Origin of the sequence: Microvirga arabica, assembly GCF_016811235.1 — a bacterium.
GTDB classification, from domain to species: domain Bacteria; phylum Pseudomonadota; class Alphaproteobacteria; order Rhizobiales; family Beijerinckiaceae; genus Microvirga; species Microvirga arabica.
In genome coordinates, this window is record NZ_JAFBID010000038.1 from 36,963 (window position 1) to 52,247 (window position 15,285).

Genomic DNA, 15,285 nt, shown 5'->3' on the forward strand with positions numbered 1-15,285 from the left:
GAGGCTCGGTGTCATCCCCGGCGAGCGACGCGAGGGAAGGGGATCCACTTGCACGCGCCGCGGCGATGGATTCCGTTCCCCTGCGCTGCGCTCCGGCCGGGAATGACACGAAGTGCATTTTACTTCCGTTCGGCCGCTTGGGCGCTGCCGATGGCCTGGGGCAGGTTCAGCGAGGAGCGCGAGGGCTGCTCGCGGTTGGCCGCAGGCGCCGGGGCGGCGGGTGCCGTGGAGCCGACGGGCCGGGCAATGACTTCAGCGCCCGGGCGCACGCGCTGGACGCCCAGCACCACGATGCTCTCGCCGGCCTTGATGCCGTCCACAACCTCGACCTTGCCGCCCTGGCGCTGGCCGATGGTGATGACGCGGCGCTCCACCTTGTTGTCCTTCACCGCATACACGATGTGGCGGAGGCCTTCGCTGACGATGGCCTCCTCCGGCACCACCACCGCGTCGTTCTGCGCCGAAACCTCCAGGGCGACCGACAGGAACATGCCAGGCTTGAGCGCCTCGTCCGGGTTGTCGAAATCGGCGCTCAGGCGGACGGTGCGAGTTGCGGGATCCACGCGAGGATCGATGGTGGAAACCGTGCCCTTGAAGATGCGGTCCCGGTAGGCTGCGGCTTTGGCGTTCACCGTCTGGCCCGGCTCGAGACGGCCCAGGAGGTTCTCCGGCACGGCGAAGTCGAGGCGTACCTTCGACAGGTCGTCGAGGGAGGTGATGCGGGTGCCGGGCGCCACATAGGCGCCGAGCGACACGGAGCGGGTGCCGACGCGGCCATTGAAGGGCGCGCGGATCGTCAACTCCTCGAGCCGCGCCTCGGCGGCCCTGCGCTGGGCCTGAGCCGAGGCGATCGAGCCTTCGAGCGACTTCATCTGGGCGGTCAGGTCCTCGACCTGGGCCTCGGTGCCCGAGCCGGTGCGGCGCAGGGCCTGGGCGCGCTCGAGCTTGATGGCGATCTCGTTCCGCAGCGCCGCGGCGCGGTTGGCCTCGGCGGTTGCCTGCTCGATGGCGGCGCGGCGCTCGGCGGCGTCGAACTGGACCAGCATGTCGCCGGCCTTGACCTTCTGGCCTTCCTCGAAGCCGATCTCGCCGATGATGCCCGCCACCTTGGCGGTCACCATGATGGATTCATAGGCGCGCACGGTGCCGACCGCCTCCCGGACTTCCACGATGCGCCCGGTCTTGACCGTGTCGACTTCGACGGTTGCCGGACCGGCGGGTCCGCCCCGGCCGCCCGGACCCCTCGCAGCGCCGGCCTGCTGGCCGGACGGCTGGCCCACATAGGCGCCGATCACGGGCATATCGGCCAGATGGCCGCCTTTATAGGCGTACCAGCCGCCAAAGCCTGCCGCCCCCAGCAAGGCTATGACAGCAAGTTGACCGGACACACGCATGCTCGCTCCTTACAGGTCAGTCTTTGTCGTTCGGTTTATCGGAACTTATCACAGGACTATATATGCCAATTAATCGGAACAGATCCTTCTGAACACAATGTTTTGTATTACGATTTCGTAATCTGGATCGCTGCCGCAAGGACAGATCAGGCCGCATCCGCCTTGACCGTCGCTTTCGCGTCCGTCATACCGGTCGGCGGGACACCTCTCCCCACCGAGAGGCGCCCATCTGAGAGGATGGATCACATGACAAGCCTGCCCGCCGCGCGTCCGCGCGCGCCTTTCTTTTCGTCCGGCCCCTGCGCGAAGCGCCCCGGATGGTCTCTTCAGAACCTGAAAACCGACAGCCTCGGCCGCTCGCATCGCGCCAAGCTCGGCAAGGCGCGCCTGAAGCTCGCCATCGACCTCACCCGCGAGGTGCTCGACGTGCCGGCCGACTACCGCATCGGCATCGTGCCCGCCTCCGACACCGGCGCCGTCGAGATGGTGCTGTGGTCGATGCTGGGCGCCCGTCCGGTCGACATGCTGGCCTGGGAAAGCTTCGGTGAGGGCTGGGTCACGGACGTGGTCAAGCAGCTCAAGCTCGCGGATGCCCGCGTGATCAGCGCGCCTTACGGCGAGCTTCCCGATCTGTCTCAGGTCGACACCAAGAATCGCGACGTGGTCTTCACCTGGAACGGCACCACCTCTGGCGTGCGCGTACAGAGCGCCGACTGGATTGCCGCCGACCGCGAGGGCCTCACCATCTGCGACGCCACCTCGGCGGCCTTCGCGCAGAAGCTCGATTTTTCGAAGCTCGATGTGGTCACCTTCTCCTGGCAGAAGGTTTTGGGGGGCGAAGCGGCCCACGGCATGCTCATCCTCTCGCCCCGCGCCGTGGAGCGGCTCGAGACCTACAAGCCCGCCTGGCCGCTGCCGAAAATCTTCCGCATGACCAAGGGCGGCAAGCTCATCGAGGGCATCTTCGAGGGCGAGACCATCAACACCCCGTCCATGCTCGCGGTCGAGGACTATATCGACGCGCTCGAATGGGCGAAGTCCATCGGCGGGCTGAACGCGCTCGTCGCCAAGGCCGACGCCAATGCGAAGGTGATCACCGACTGGGTCGCCAAGACTCCGTGGATCGCCAACCTCGCCAAGGATCCGGCCACCGCCTCCAACACCAGCGTATGCCTGGTGATCGCCGATCCGGACATCGTGGCGAAAGGCCCCGAGGCCGTGGCGCAGGTGGCCAAGGGTATCGTGTCCGCCCTCGACAAGGAAGGCGTGGCCTTCGACATCGGCGCCTATCGCGATGCTCCTCCGGGCCTGCGCATCTGGTGCGGCGCCACGGTCGAGCAATCCGATCTCGAAGCCCTGACGCCCTGGCTCGATTGGGCCTTCGCGCAGGAAAAGGCGAAGCTCGCGAAAGCGGCTTGACGTTCCTTTATCCTCCCCTCGAGGGGGAGGGTCGACGCCCGTCAGGGCGGCGGGGTGGGGTGGCAGCACCGCCCATCTTCGTCGCCCTCGGACACAACGCACAGACAATCGAACCGACAGCGTCGTCACCCCACCCCGGCTCTGCGAGCCGACCCTCCCCCTCAAGGGGAGGGTGGGACGGCTGCAAACAACAGGTGCCCCATGCCCGCTCCCCGCGTACTCATTTCCGACGCTCTCTCCCCCGCCGCCGTGCAGATCTTCAAGGATCGCGGCATCGCGGTCGATTTCCAGCCCGATCTCGGCAAGGACAAAGAAAAACTCGCTCAAATCATCGGCGACTACGATGGCCTCGCCATTCGCTCCGCCACCAAGGTCACGGCGAAGATCCTCGAGCAGGCCAAGAACCTGAAGGTCATCGGCCGCGCCGGCATCGGCGTCGACAATGTCGAGATCCCCGCCGCCACCGCGCGCGGCGTGATCGTCATGAACACGCCCTTCGGCAATTCCATCACCACGGCTGAGCACGCCATCGCCATGATGTTCGCGCTCGCGCGCCAGATCCCGCAGGCCGATGCCTCGACGCAGGCCGGCAAGTGGGAGAAGAACCGCTTCATGGGCGTCGAGCTCACGGGCAAGGTGCTCGGCGTCATCGGCTGCGGCAATATCGGGTCCATCGTGGCCGACCGCGCCATCGGGCTGCGCATGAAGGTGATCGCCTACGATCCCTTCCTGTCGCCGGAGCGCGCCGTTGAGCTTGGCGTCGAGAAGGTCGAGCTCGACGACCTGCTGCGCCGCGCCGACATCATCACGCTGCACGTACCGATGACGGAAAAGACGAAGAACGTGCTCTCGGCCGAGAACATCGCCAAGACCAAGCGGGGCGTGCGCATCGTCAACTGCGCCCGCGGCGGCCTCGTCGACGAGGCGGCTTTGCGCGCGGCGCTCGATTCCGGCCATGTGGCGGGCGCGGCTTTCGACGTATTCGTCGAGGAGCCCGCCACCTCGAACCCGCTCTTCGGTCACCCCAACGTGGTCTGCACGCCGCATCTGGGCGCTGCAACGACAGAAGCGCAGGAGAACGTCGCTTTGCAGGTGGCCGAGCAGATGTCGGATTACCTGCTGCAGGGCGCGATCCAGAACGCCGTGAACTTCCCGTCGATCACCGCCGAGGAAGCGCCGCGCCTGAAGCCTTTCGTGGCTTTGGCCGAAAAGCTCGGCTCGTTCCTGGGTCAGCTCACGGAAGCGCCGATCAAGGGCATCCGCATCGAGTACGAGGGCAATGTCGCCGAGATGAACACGCGCGCGCTCACCTCGGCTGCCGTGACCGGCGTGCTGCGTCCCTTCCTGCAGGACATCAACATGGTGTCGGCGCCGCTCGTGGCGCGCGATCGCGGCATCATGGTGGAAGAGGTCAAGCGCGAGAACGCGGCGCGCGACTACGAGAGCTTCATCCGCATCGTGGTCGACGCGGAGGACATGGCCAGGCATGCCGGCGGCACCGTGTTCCAGGACGGCAAGCCGCGCGTGGTCGACATCCGCGATATCGCGGTCGATGCGGAGTTCGCCCCGCACATGATCTATGTGCGCAACGACGACAAGCCCGGCTTCATCGGCCGCTTCGGCACGCTGCTCGGCGAGTCCGGCGTGAACGTCGCGACCTTCGCGCTCGGCCGCGACAAGCCCGGCGGCGATGCCATCTGCTTCGTGTCGGTGGACGAGCCGGTCTCCGACGAGCTGCTGCGCCGGATCGAGGAGATCCCGCAGGTCAAGCGCGCCCGCGCCGTGCGGTTCTAAGGTGTAATGCCATGGCCCATTCTCCGTCGCAGCGCTTCGTCCTGACGCTCGCCTGCCCGAACCGTCCCGGCATCGTGGCCGCCGTGGCGGGGCACCTGTCGGATGCGGGCCTCAATATCCTCGACGCGCAGCAATACGACGACACGCAGACCGACCGGTTCTTCATGCGTGTCGTGTTCGATCCCGTGTCGGGCGAGGCCGACCTCGACGCACTCAAGGATGGCTTCGCGCCCTTGGCTCAGCGCTTTTCCATGACCTGGGCCCTGCGCGATCCGGCCGAGAAGCGCCGCGTGATGCTGCTGGTCTCGAAGTTCGACCATTGCCTTGCGGACCTGCTCTATCGCTGGCGCATCGACGAGCTCGATTTCGAGCCTGTCGGCATCATTGCCAACCATCCGGCCGAGACCTATCCCCATGTGAGCTTGGGCGACATCCCGTTCCATTACCTGCCCGTCACGAAGGAAACGAAGATGGAGCAGGAGGCGAAGGTCTGGGAGATCATCCGCGAGTCGAAGGCCGATCTCGTGGTGCTGGCGCGCTACATGCAGGTGCTCTCGGATGGGCTCGCCGCGAAGCTCTCCGGCCGCTGCATCAACATCCATCACTCGTTCCTGCCGAGCTTCAAGGGCGCCAAGCCCTATCATCAGGCCCATGCGCGCGGCGTGAAGCTGATCGGCGCCACGGCGCATTATGTGACGTCCGATCTCGACGAAGGCCCGATTATCGCGCAGGACGTGGAGTCGATCACGCACCGCGACACGGCGGAGGACCTCGTGCGCAAGGGCCGCGATATTGAGCGCCGCGTGCTGGCCCGTGCCGTGCGCTACCACCTGGAGGATCGCATCCTGCTCAATGGGCGCAAGACGGTGGTGTTCGCAGACTGACAATTACAACCGTCATGGCCGGGCTCGTCCCGGCCATCCACGTCTTTGGCCGCGTAAAAACGTGGATGCCCGCAACAAGTGCGGGCATGACGGAGAGAGTGTCATCCCCGGCGGCCGTGAGGCCGGGAAGGGGATCCACTCACACGCACAGCGCCATGGATTCCCTTCCCCTCCGCTGACGCTCCGGCCGGGAATGACAGTGGGAGCTACCGCTTTCTCTCCGCGAGCCAGATGCCGCCGAGCACCAGCACGAGGCCGCCTGCGTGGTAGAGCGCGAAGGGCTCGCCCAGCAGCAGAACCGCGAGCAGGGCGCCGAAGACCGGCACGAGGTTGACGAAGAGGCCGGCCCGGGCCGGTCCGATGAGCTCCACGCCGCGCATGAAGAACACCTGCGAGAGTAGGGACGGCAGCAGGCCCACATAGAGCAGGATCAGCCATCCTTTCGCGGTTGGGAATTGCAGGCTGCCCTGAGACGCCTCGATCCACAGAAGAGGCAGTGAGGTTGCAAAGGCCACCACTGCCAGCGCCGCGAAGAAGATGAGGCCTGGAAGCGCGGGGCGATGGCGCAGGCCGAGCGTATAGCCCGCATAGAACACGCAGGCGATCAGCGTCCAGACGTCGCCGATGTTGAGGGCAAGTGTTCTCAGGATCTCGAAATCGGCCTTCACCGACACCAGGATCACGCCGAGGATCGTGACGATCATGCCGATGACCTGAAGCGGGATCACGCGAGCGTGGAAGAACAGCACCGTGCCCAGAAGCACGAGCACCGGGATGGAACCCTGGAAGATGGTGAGGTTTACCGCGGTCGTATGGTGCGCGGCGGCGTAGAACAGGGCGTTGAAGCCCGTGAAGCCGAAGGCTCCCATCAGGACCGTGAAAACCCAGCGCTCCCTGATCTGCGGCCATGCCGCGATCACCTGCCGGCCGACGAGCGGCAGCAGCACGACCACCACGATGACCCAGCGCAGGCAGGTGAGCATCATGGGCGACACCTCGCCCACAGCGAGCCGCCCGGCAATGGCATTGCCGCCCCACATGAGCGTGGTGAGGGTGAGGAGCACGTAGGCCTGCCCCCAGATTCCCTTCCAAAACGCGTGCAGGATATTCATCGGAGGTCGGACCTTATTGCACTTGCTGTCGTGCGCCGTTCGGCTAAACCGGCACGGAACAAGCGGGTGACAGGCATGGCCTTACGGTTTCTGGTGGTTGAGGGCAATACGCGGGGCGCAAGGCAGGCCCACAAGGAAGCCTATGGACTCACGCTCTCCGAGTCCTATGCGGAGGTGATCCAGGGGATCGCCCAGGATGCGGTCTGCGACATCGCCTTTCCGACGGATGAGGGCGCGAACCTGCCCGATGCGGCGGGGCTCGAATCCTATGACGGCATCGTGCTCACCGGCTCGCACCTCAACATCTACGACCGCACGCCCGAGATCCTGCGCCAGATCGACCTGATGCGGGCGACTTTCGCCTCCCGCACGCCGTCCTTCGGCTCCTGCTGGGGGCTGCAAATAGCAGCCGTCGCGGCGGATGGCGACGTGCAGCAGAACCCGCTCGGCCGCGAGGTCGGCATAGCCCGCAAGCTGACGCGGACGGAGGCCGGCAGGGCGCATCCGCTCCTCGAAGGGCGCCCGGCCGCTTACGACGCGCCCGCCATCCATCTCGACATGGTGACAGCCGTGCCGGAGGATTGCACGGTTCTTGCGAGCAATGCGGTGTCGCCCGTGCAGGCGGCCGAGATCCGTCGCGACGGCGGCACCTTCTGGGGCGTGCAGTACCACCCTGAGTTTTCGCTGGGCGAGCTCGCCGCTATCTTAAGCCGCCGGACCGACATCCTCGTGCGGGAAGGCTTCTGCCGGACGGCCGAGGAGGCGCTGTCCTATGCGCAGGATCTCGCGGCGCTCGACAAGGATCCGGCGCGGTTCGATCTCGCCTGGCGCCACGGCATCGATGCCGAGGTTCTCGAACCCGCCCGCCGCACCCGCGAGATCCGCAACTTCATCGAGCACCGGGTCAGGACGGAAAAGAGCGCTCGCGGACGGGCGTGAAGCGCCTTTCCGTCAAGGACTTCACGTCCCTGGAGATCCCGTGAGCGCGAGCCGCGCCAGTTCGGTTGCGGTCCTGCGAACCTCATTCTCCGCATAGTCCGTGGCCGCGGTCTGCGCCGGTGAGACCTTGGGTTCGGACAGCCGGTCGCCTTCAATCGCGAAGGTGTAGGACCGTCCGTCCGGCGTAAAGGTCACGATGAGCGCATCGCCATCACGTTCGAGCCTGAAATCGTCTGTCTTAGGGGCGTTTGGCTGGGGCTGCATCACTGTCTCCGAAAGGCTATGTCGCGGCTGATCTCATGAGGCGCTGGCGGACGGTGTCCCTGCGGGATTCTCCAGCTCCCGGATGAGCGTCTTCATCTCGTCGATCTCCCTGCGCTGGGCATCGATGATCCGATCCGCCAGCTGACGAACCCGGGGATCGGTAAGGGTCGCCCGCTCGCTCGTCAGGATGGCAATGGAGTGGTGCGGGATCATCGCCTTCATCCAGGCCACGTCCTCTACGGTGTCCTGGCTGCGGACGAGGTAGAGGGCTCCCGCGAAGACCAGGGCGGCGGCGAGGACGATGCCCAGGGTCGCCGCCTTGTTCTTGTACATGCCGAGCATGAAGGCCAGCATGACGATGGCCATGGCCGCCCCCATGATCAGGGCCATGTAGGCCCGGGTCTCGCTCCAGAAGATGTGATCGAGAGCATAGACGTTCAGGTACATCAGACCGAACATCACGATGGTGGATGTTGCGATCATCGCGGCAAAGCGCAGGTATGGGTGCATGCGGGCCTCGTCATGGATGAACAGAGGATTCGTTCACCAACAGGACGTGCGGCTCCCGGTTCCGGAGGGCCAGTGCTCCTTTGGCCGTGACGGAGTTGTCATTCCCAACGAGGGAAGGGATCCATTCACAGACGCGCCGCCATGGATTCCCTTCCCCTCCGCTACGCTCCGGCCGGGAATGGCACTCTCATTGTCTTGCATAGTGTTGATGCTCCTCCAGTCCTGCCACCCTCTGCGTCATCCCCGGACTTGTTCCGGGGATCCACGTCTTGCAACGTTGCGGTTCCTGAAGACGTGGGCGGCCGGGACGAGCCCGGCCATGACGCAGGAGCGAGATGACGGGGAGAGGCCAGCAGGTGAGAGCATGTTCTCACTTTGTTCTTGGCTGCTGCTCTAACCTTGGCTATATCTGGGCTCATCCTCGCCCGCCGAGGGGCGCGCTCGCGAGGCGTCGCAGATGCGGGGCAAGGAGCGGTCCCGCCGCAGGTCTCGCACCCCTGTGATCGCGGGTGGCCGATCCTGGCTTGTTCCAGGTCCGCTGAAACAAACCGCGCGTGACGAGCAGCTTGGCTCTCACCTTCCACACCACATCATCGAGCCGGGCTGCCCTAAACGCCTCCCTCGACACCTTCAGGCTCGCAGCACCCGCTGCGGGCCCACAGGTGCTGGCTCTTTCTCAGATCGATCTGTATTCGAGGCCAGGAATACAAAACCACATTCCCGCCTTTCCGCTGTTTATGATGCGGGGATGCAGGGCTCATTCCGCCTTGACCTGAGGCGCATGATCCACCATGAGGGTTTGCAAGGTTTTTACCCAGCCCTGGCCTTGCGCCGGGGCTTTTTCATGTGAGGGTTTGAGCGATGGCGAACGTGGTTGTCGTGGGCGCCCAGTGGGGCGACGAGGGCAAGGGCAAGATCGTCGACTGGCTGTCTGAACAGGCGGATGTGGTCGTGCGGTTCCAGGGCGGTCACAATGCCGGCCATACCCTCGTGATCGGCGACAAGGTCTACAAGCTCTCGCTCCTGCCCTCCGGCGTCGTGCGCCCGAACAAGCTCTCCGTGATCGGCAACGGCGTCGTGCTCGACCCGCATGCGCTCGCCGGCGAGGTGGAGCGCCTGGGCGAGCAGGGCGTCTCGATCAGCCGCGAGAACCTGCGCGTGGCCGAGAACGCCACGCTGATCCTCTCGATCCACCGCGAGCTCGACGCCCTGCGCGAGAGCGGCAGCGCCGGCACCAAGATCGGCACCACCAAGCGCGGCATCGGTCCGGCCTACGAGGACAAGGCCGGCCGCCGTGCCATCCGCCTCATGGATCTGGCCGATCTCTCGTCGTTGCGCGACAAGATCGACCGGCTGCTCACGCACCACAATGCGCTCCGCCGCGGCTTCGGCCTCGACGAGTTCAAGCCGGAGGAGATCTACGAGGAGCTGGCCTCGGTCGCTCCGAAGGTGCTGCCCTACATGGATGCCGTGTGGCGCCTCCTCGACGAGGAGCGCCGGGCCGGCAAGCGCATCCTGTTCGAGGGCGCGCAAGGGGCGCTGCTCGACGTCGATCACGGCACCTATCCCTTCGTCACCTCGTCCAACACGGTGGCCGGCCAGGCGGCAACCGGTTCCGGCATGGGCCCAGGCGCCGTCGGCTATGTGCTCGGCATCGCCAAGGCCTACACCACTCGCGTGGGCGAGGGGCCGTTCCCGACCGAGCTCTTCGACGAAACCGGCGAGCTGATCGGCCAGAAGGGCAAGGAGTTCGGCGTGGTCACGGGGCGCAAGCGCCGCTGCGGCTGGTTCGACGCGACGCTCGTGCGCCAGACGGTGCGCACCTCAGGCATCGACGGCATCGCGCTCACCAAGCTCGACATCCTCGACGGCTTCGAAACCATCAAGATCGGCGTCGGCTACAAGCTCGATGGCCAGACCATCGACTACTTCCCCGCAAGCCAGGGGGCTCAGGCCCGCGTGGAGCCGATCTACGAGGAATTCGAGGGCTGGAGCGGCTCGACCGCGGGCGCCCGCTCCTGGGCGGATCTGCCGGCGCAGGCCATCAAGTATGTCCGCCGTGTCGAGGAGCTGATCGGCGCGCCGGTGGCGGTGCTATCCACCTCGCCGGAGCGTGACGACACAATCCTCATGAAGAACCCCTTTGAGGGTTGACGGCAAAGCCCCGGCGGGTCATTCCCAAGGCAAATGGCAGATTATTACCCTCTCATCGCCCGGGCCGTCGAAGGCCTGCCTGAGCAGAATGCCGACAAGCGGCACGCCGTCTACGAGCGTGCCCGCACGGCCTTGATCGCGCAGCTGCGCTCGCTCAATCCGCCCCTGTCGGAGGCGGAGATCCAGCAGGAGAGCCGCTCCCTCGACGAGGCCATCGCCAAAGTGGAGGCGGATTATGCGCCGCCGGCCGGGTTCGATGCCGGTGGCTTCTCGCCCGTGCCCGCTGACGAGCCGCCGGCTCGGCCCGACACGCGCGGTGCAGCCTCGGTCCATGGATTGCGGGCGCCCGCTCCTCAGCAGGCGCAGGACGACGAGGTCGACGATTCCTATTCAGAGTCCGCAGTCGCCCGGCCCAAGATCGACAGCCGGCCGCATCCGGCCATGCAGAACAAGGGGCGTGCCCGCACCATTGTGTTCGGCTCGGTCCTAGCGCTGGTGATCGCGGCCATCGCGGCCTTCGCGTTCCTGTGGCGCGACAGGCCCGAGGACCTCGCCCCCGAGACTCCGGTCGCCGAGGCTCCGGCGCCGCCGCCGGCCGACACCAAGATCGACGAGCGCGTGGGGGGAGGGCAGGCGCCTCCGCCGGCATCGGCCCCCAACGCGGCGCCGCGCCAGGAAACGGGCGTCGCACAGCGCGCGGTCTTCTACGAAGAGGACCCCGCCAACCCTTCGGCTCCCAAGGCACAGGTCGGCCGCGTGACGTGGCGCCTCGAAGACGTCAATCCGGGCCAAGGCCAGCCGCTGGAGCGGGCCGTGATCGCCAATGTCGACGTGCCGGATGCCGGGCTGACCATGAAGATGGTGCTGCGGCGCAATCTCGACACCACCCTGCCGGCCTCCCATACGGTCGAGCTCACTTTTACGACCCGCGCCGGCGACACAAACCGGGTGATCCGCGACGTGGGCCTCCTGCAGTTCAAGAGCGAGGAGGCGGCGCGCGGCACCCCCGTGGCCGGCCTGCCGGTGCCCGTTCGCGAGAACCTGTTCCTGATCGGCCTCTCCAACCTGCAGGCCGATATTGCGCGCAACACGCAATTGTTCGTGCGCCGCAATTGGATCGACCTTCCGGTGCGCATGGCTTCGGGCCAGCGGGCTATCTTGAGCTTCGAGAAGGGCGGCTCCGGCGAGCAGGTGATCAACGACGCCTTCAGCCAGTGGCAATAGGCCGAAGGCGGACGACAGACAGCAAAAAGCCGCGCGTGATGCGCGGCTTTTTCCATAAGGATTGCTTTGTGACGCTTCAGGCCTCGGCGGACGAGGTCTCGATCTGGGTCAGGTTCTTCCTGACCGCGTCCTGAATCTTCTCGAAGGCACGCACCTCGATCTGGCGGACGCGCTCGCGGGAGACGCCGAACTCCGTGGAGAGCTCCTCCAGGGTGATTGGGTCGTCCGAGAGGCGCCGGGCCTCAAAGATGCGACGCTCGCGCGGGTTGAGAACGGACAGCGCATTGCGCAGAGCCTTCAGCCGGTTCTGGCCCTCCTCCTCCTCGACGAGCACCTGCTCCTGGCTCTGGCTCTGATCGACGAGCCAGTCCTGCCATTCGCCGCCGCCTTCACCCTCGTCACGCAGGGGCGCGTTGAGGGACGAGTCGCCGCCGAGCCGGCGGTTCATGTCCACCACGTCCTGCTCGGTCACGCCGAGCTGGGTGGCGATCTGCTTGACGTTGTCAGGGTGCAGGTCGCCTTCCTCGAAGGCGGAGATGCGGCCCTTGGCCTTGCGCAGGTTGAAGAACAGCTTCTTCTGGTTTGCGGTCGTCCCCATCTTCACGAGGGACCAGGACCGCAGGATGTATTCTTGAATCGCCGCCTTGATCCACCACATGGCATAAGTGGCGAGGCGGAAGCCCTTGTCGGGCTCGAAGCGCTTGACGGCCTGCATCAGGCCGACATTGCCCTCCGACACCACCTCGCCGATCGGCAGACCATAGCCACGGTAGCCCATGGCGATCTTGGCGACCAGGCGCAGGTGGGATGTAACCAGCTTGTGGGCTGCTTCGCGATCTCCATGCTCGCGCCAACGCTTGGCGAGCATGTATTCCTCATGCGGCTCGAGCATGGGGAAGCGACGGATCTCGTCGAGATAGCGCGAAAGGCCTCCTTCATTGGCAAGCACTGGAAGCGCTGTAGCCATCGTGTCTCCTCCTTTGGCTCCCTCACCGCGAGGCAAGCCTGCGGCGGCCCCCTCCCATGGCTGGCCGCCCAACCTCTTCATATAATCGGTTCAATCTCGTCCGAATAGAGGCGTCAGGCTTCAAGACGTGGTGAACGCTCCAGAATCGCAAGGGTGCCAGCGTGGCCGGATTTTGCGACCCATTGACGCTAAATTTCCGACCGCAGGGCCTCAAGCAGCGCAGCCATATCGGCCGGCATGGGGCTCTCGAATTGCAGGAATTCGCCGCTTCGCGGGTGCTCGAAGCCGAGGATCGTGGCGTGGAGCGCCTGCCGGCGTAAAGCGGTGAGCGCCTCCCGCGACTGCTCCGAGAGACGGTTCGCCTTGGTCTTGAAGCCGGAGCCGTAGGTTGCGTCCCCTAAGAGCGGGTGCCCGAGATGAGCCATGTGAACCCGGATCTGGTGCGTGCGTCCTGTCTCCAATTCGCACCGGACAAGGCTCGCCAGGGGCTGTGCAGGGGACAGGCTCTCCAGGAGTTCGTAATGGGTGATGGCATAGCGGCCGCGCTCCTCGCCCACCACCACGATCTTCTCGCGGTTGTGCGTGCTCCGGGCGAGGGCAGCCTCCACGGTGCCGCGCCGGCGCTCGGGCACGCCCCAGACGATGGCCAGATAGGCCCGCTCCAGCGGACCCGTGCGGCCGTGATCGGCAAACTGCGCCGCCAGAGCCTGATGGGCGAGGTCGTTCTTGGCGACCACGAGCAGGCCGGAGGTATCCTTGTCGAGCCGGTGCACGATGCCGGGCCGCTTCACCCCGCCGATGCCCGACAGGCTCTCGCCGCAATGGGCGATGAGCGCGTTCACCAGGGTGCCGGAATCGTGTCCTGCCGCCGGATGCACCACCAGGCCAGGCGGCTTGTCGATGACGATCAGGTCGTCATCCTCATAGACGATGCTGAGCGCCATCACTTCGCCGGCCGGCTCCGCCGGCACCGGCGGCGGCACGCTCAGTTCGATACGGGCGCCGCCGGCCACCTTGCGGTTGGGATCCAGAGCCGGCGCGCCGTCGACACTCACCTGACCGTCGCGGATCAGCGCCTGGAGGCGGCTGCGTGACAGGTCTCCTTGGAGCCGTGCCAGCACGCGATCGAGCCGCTCGGGCGCAAGACCATCCTCCAACATCCATTCGTGCCGCGTCACATCGTTCACCGCATCCTCATTTCCGGTTGGCCTTCGCTTTTTTCAGCAAAAGGGCTTGAAGCAAATCAGAAGGGTGGTTATACGAGCGGCCTCCACCTTGCTAGCTCCCTTCGTCTAGCGGTCTAGGACGTCGCCCTCTCACGGCGAAAACAGGGGTTCGAGTCCCCTAGGGAGCGCCATTGTTATCAATGGCTTACAGGTTCTATCCTTCCTATCTCACAGATCTGTCTCACACAGCCGTATCAAATGCTCCAATCCGAAGAGCCTGCGCCTGGGTGGGGGACTGCTGCCTGGCGCCATAGCGGTAGCTTCCCTTTCAAGCCCAGCCCCACCGTTTCCTAACACCTGGTCGAATTTGCGCCACACTCCTCTACCGGCTCGCCAAGCCTTTGAGGTCTCGTCATCGCTCGCCCAATTCGATCTGGCGAGCCACAGGACAAACGGTCCAAAGGCTTCCCCCCCGGCGTGCCTCGCATGAACCGCAATTATCCAGTGTCGGACGCAACTACGAAATTCGAGGGATTTTTAACTTTCTAACAACGCTGTTAGGTGGGAGGGCTGCATCTGCTTCCAAAGTGGACCCTCGATGCATGACAGGGAATTTCCTGGGTTGACCCACACTGAGCCTTCATCAACTGAGCTATGCAGATTGCCGTTTGCTGATCCAGAACTGGCGTTTCCTAATCCTGAAGAGCCTCTCTAGGTAAAAACAGGAGGGGGCTGACGAAGTGGGCAAGCAACTGTCACACGATCAGCTTGATGTTGCTCAATTTTATCCAAATGGGCGGGGGCTTTCGTGCAACACGCCTAAGACGATGTAGTTCATTAGGATCGTTGCCGCGAGGAGCAATGGCTGATGATGAGCAGCGCCCTGAAAGACGCGAGCCGTTCTGGCAAAGCCGGTCGTCATTACTGGGGAAGCGCCTTCTTCGGGTTCGGGAGCGTTGATCTGGTGGCTTAGCCTGTAAAGGGGACACCCGCGCTACGTGAGGTCAGTGGAGATAAACTTGGATGGATCCAGGCTCCAACGCGTAGGCTTGAAGAACATATCCAGTGCTTCTCCTGGGCCGGCCGCCTAACGGAAGCGGCACAGACCCGCTAGACAGTTCCTCATAACCGTTGCACTGAGCCTGAGATGTCAAACGCTCTGGACTTAGCAACATGTAGGGAGTGGCCGATTCTCGAACGGCCTGCTTCCTAAGCCTGGTGCTATTTTCTTCGCTTTTCCTACTCTCTGTCGGCATTCTGTTAGTTTCTTTTTAATTATTATGCACATCCAAGCTTCGAGGTGTTGGATTTTGGCCACAGTGGGGCGGAGATCGGATGCGGCTCTACCTCGAAGCGCGTCAATTCGCTTGATCACGAACTCGTGCTGGCTAATGTGGCTCCAGCGACGGGGGCACCCCAGTCGTGATCCTGGTGGGTTCGACCGAGAAGGCGAGCCGC

The 15,285-nt window shown here is 64.9% G+C and carries 12 protein-coding genes and 1 tRNA gene; 7 read left to right on the plus strand and 6 right to left on the minus strand.

Annotated features, from left to right (window positions below; all coding sequences use genetic code 11):
- Positions 1 to 119 precede the first annotated feature (119 nt).
- Entirely contained in the window at positions 120 to 1,394 is a 1,275-nt protein-coding gene (locus JQC81_RS18345; protein ID WP_203273223.1) for an efflux RND transporter periplasmic adaptor subunit, read from the minus strand.
- Between the two features lie 246 nt (positions 1,395 to 1,640).
- Between JQC81_RS18345 and JQC81_RS18350 the strand changes: the two genes are divergently transcribed.
- The 3 genes from JQC81_RS18350 to purU all read left to right on the plus strand — a co-directional run bounded on the left by JQC81_RS18350 (position 1,641) and on the right by purU (position 5,491).
- Positions 1,641 to 2,813, plus strand: a complete 1,173-nt coding sequence (locus tag JQC81_RS18350; protein ID WP_203273224.1) for a phosphoserine transaminase — start codon at positions 1,641 to 1,643, stop codon at positions 2,811 to 2,813.
- Positions 2,814 to 3,014: 201 nt separating this feature from the next.
- Positions 3,015 to 4,607 (plus strand): phosphoglycerate dehydrogenase, encoded by a 1,593-nt coding sequence (gene serA / locus JQC81_RS18355; RefSeq protein ID WP_203273225.1) that lies wholly within the window; start codon positions 3,015 to 3,017, stop codon positions 4,605 to 4,607.
- 11 nt (positions 4,608 to 4,618) lie between these two features.
- Positions 4,619 to 5,491 (plus strand): formyltetrahydrofolate deformylase, encoded by an 873-nt coding sequence (gene purU, locus JQC81_RS18360; RefSeq protein WP_203273226.1) that lies wholly within the window; start codon positions 4,619 to 4,621, stop codon positions 5,489 to 5,491.
- 206 nt (positions 5,492 to 5,697) lie between these two features.
- Here the strand turns inward: purU and JQC81_RS18365 are convergent, their stop codons facing one another.
- Positions 5,698 to 6,603, minus strand: coding sequence for a DMT family transporter (locus JQC81_RS18365; RefSeq protein ID WP_203273227.1), 906 nt, complete (start codon positions 6,601 to 6,603; stop codon positions 5,698 to 5,700).
- A gap of 75 nt (positions 6,604 to 6,678) precedes the next feature.
- Between JQC81_RS18365 and JQC81_RS18370 the strand changes: the two genes are divergently transcribed.
- Positions 6,679 to 7,542 carry a type 1 glutamine amidotransferase gene (locus JQC81_RS18370; protein WP_203273228.1) on the plus strand — a complete coding sequence of 288 codons (864 nt, stop codon included), beginning with the start codon at positions 6,679 to 6,681 and terminating at the stop codon, positions 7,540 to 7,542.
- Positions 7,543 to 7,563: 21 nt separating this feature from the next.
- Here the strand turns inward: JQC81_RS18370 and JQC81_RS18375 are convergent, their stop codons facing one another.
- Both JQC81_RS18375 and JQC81_RS18380 read right to left on the minus strand, forming a co-directional pair.
- A complete protein-coding gene (locus tag JQC81_RS18375) occupies positions 7,564 to 7,806 on the minus strand; it encodes a hypothetical protein (protein ID WP_203273229.1) in 243 nt (80 codons plus the stop codon).
- A 33-nt stretch (positions 7,807 to 7,839) separates the two neighbouring features.
- On the minus strand, positions 7,840 to 8,316 hold the full coding sequence (locus tag JQC81_RS18380; RefSeq protein ID WP_203273230.1) for a DUF305 domain-containing protein: 477 nt from the start codon (positions 8,314 to 8,316) through the stop codon (positions 7,840 to 7,842).
- An 861-nt stretch (positions 8,317 to 9,177) separates the two neighbouring features.
- Between JQC81_RS18380 and JQC81_RS18385 the strand changes: the two genes are divergently transcribed.
- Both JQC81_RS18385 and JQC81_RS18390 read left to right on the plus strand, forming a co-directional pair.
- Complete coding sequence (locus tag JQC81_RS18385; protein ID WP_203273231.1) at positions 9,178 to 10,470, plus strand: adenylosuccinate synthase; 1,293 nt, start codon at positions 9,178 to 9,180, stop codon at positions 10,468 to 10,470.
- A 33-nt stretch (positions 10,471 to 10,503) separates the two neighbouring features.
- On the plus strand, positions 10,504 to 11,694 hold the full coding sequence (locus tag JQC81_RS18390; protein ID WP_203273232.1) for a histidine kinase: 1,191 nt from the start codon (positions 10,504 to 10,506) through the stop codon (positions 11,692 to 11,694).
- A gap of 76 nt (positions 11,695 to 11,770) precedes the next feature.
- Here JQC81_RS18390 and rpoH read toward each other — a convergent pair whose 3' ends face one another.
- Together rpoH and JQC81_RS18400 are read right to left on the minus strand one after the other, a co-directional pair.
- The gene (gene rpoH / locus JQC81_RS18395; RefSeq protein WP_203273233.1) at positions 11,771 to 12,661 is read right to left on the minus strand and encodes an RNA polymerase sigma factor RpoH; all 891 of its coding nucleotides are present in this window, start codon (positions 12,659 to 12,661) and stop codon (positions 11,771 to 11,773) included.
- A 188-nt stretch (positions 12,662 to 12,849) separates the two neighbouring features.
- A complete protein-coding gene (locus tag JQC81_RS18400) occupies positions 12,850 to 13,821 on the minus strand; it encodes an RluA family pseudouridine synthase (protein ID WP_203273239.1) in 972 nt (323 codons plus the stop codon).
- Between the two features lie 121 nt (positions 13,822 to 13,942).
- Here JQC81_RS18400 and JQC81_RS18405 point away from each other — a divergent pair.
- Positions 13,943 to 14,018, plus strand: a tRNA-Glu gene (locus JQC81_RS18405).
- Positions 14,019 to 15,285 lie beyond the last annotated feature (1,267 nt).

Excerpts from the sequence above, each read along its gene's own strand:
- JQC81_RS18345 (WP_203273223.1), bottom strand. The coding sequence starts at position 1,394 with ATGCGTGTGTCCGGTCAACTTGCTGTCATAGCCTTGCTGGGGGCGGCA.
- JQC81_RS18350 (WP_203273224.1), top strand. The coding sequence starts at position 1,641 with ATGACAAGCCTGCCCGCCGCGCGTCCGCGCGCGCCTTTCTTTTCGTCC.
- serA (WP_203273225.1), top strand. The coding sequence starts at position 3,015 with ATGCCCGCTCCCCGCGTACTCATTTCCGACGCTCTCTCCCCCGCCGCC.
- purU (WP_203273226.1), top strand. The coding sequence starts at position 4,619 with ATGGCCCATTCTCCGTCGCAGCGCTTCGTCCTGACGCTCGCCTGCCCG.
- JQC81_RS18365 (WP_203273227.1), bottom strand. The coding sequence starts at position 6,603 with ATGAATATCCTGCACGCGTTTTGGAAGGGAATCTGGGGGCAGGCCTAC.
- JQC81_RS18370 (WP_203273228.1), top strand. The coding sequence starts at position 6,679 with ATGGCCTTACGGTTTCTGGTGGTTGAGGGCAATACGCGGGGCGCAAGG.
- JQC81_RS18375 (WP_203273229.1), bottom strand. The coding sequence starts at position 7,806 with ATGCAGCCCCAGCCAAACGCCCCTAAGACAGACGATTTCAGGCTCGAA.
- JQC81_RS18380 (WP_203273230.1), bottom strand. The coding sequence starts at position 8,316 with ATGCACCCATACCTGCGCTTTGCCGCGATGATCGCAACATCCACCATC.
- JQC81_RS18385 (WP_203273231.1), top strand. The coding sequence starts at position 9,178 with ATGGCGAACGTGGTTGTCGTGGGCGCCCAGTGGGGCGACGAGGGCAAG.
- JQC81_RS18390 (WP_203273232.1), top strand. The coding sequence starts at position 10,504 with ATGGCAGATTATTACCCTCTCATCGCCCGGGCCGTCGAAGGCCTGCCT.
- rpoH (WP_203273233.1), bottom strand. The coding sequence starts at position 12,661 with ATGGCTACAGCGCTTCCAGTGCTTGCCAATGAAGGAGGCCTTTCGCGC.
- JQC81_RS18400 (WP_203273239.1), bottom strand. The coding sequence starts at position 13,821 with ATGTTGGAGGATGGTCTTGCGCCCGAGCGGCTCGATCGCGTGCTGGCA.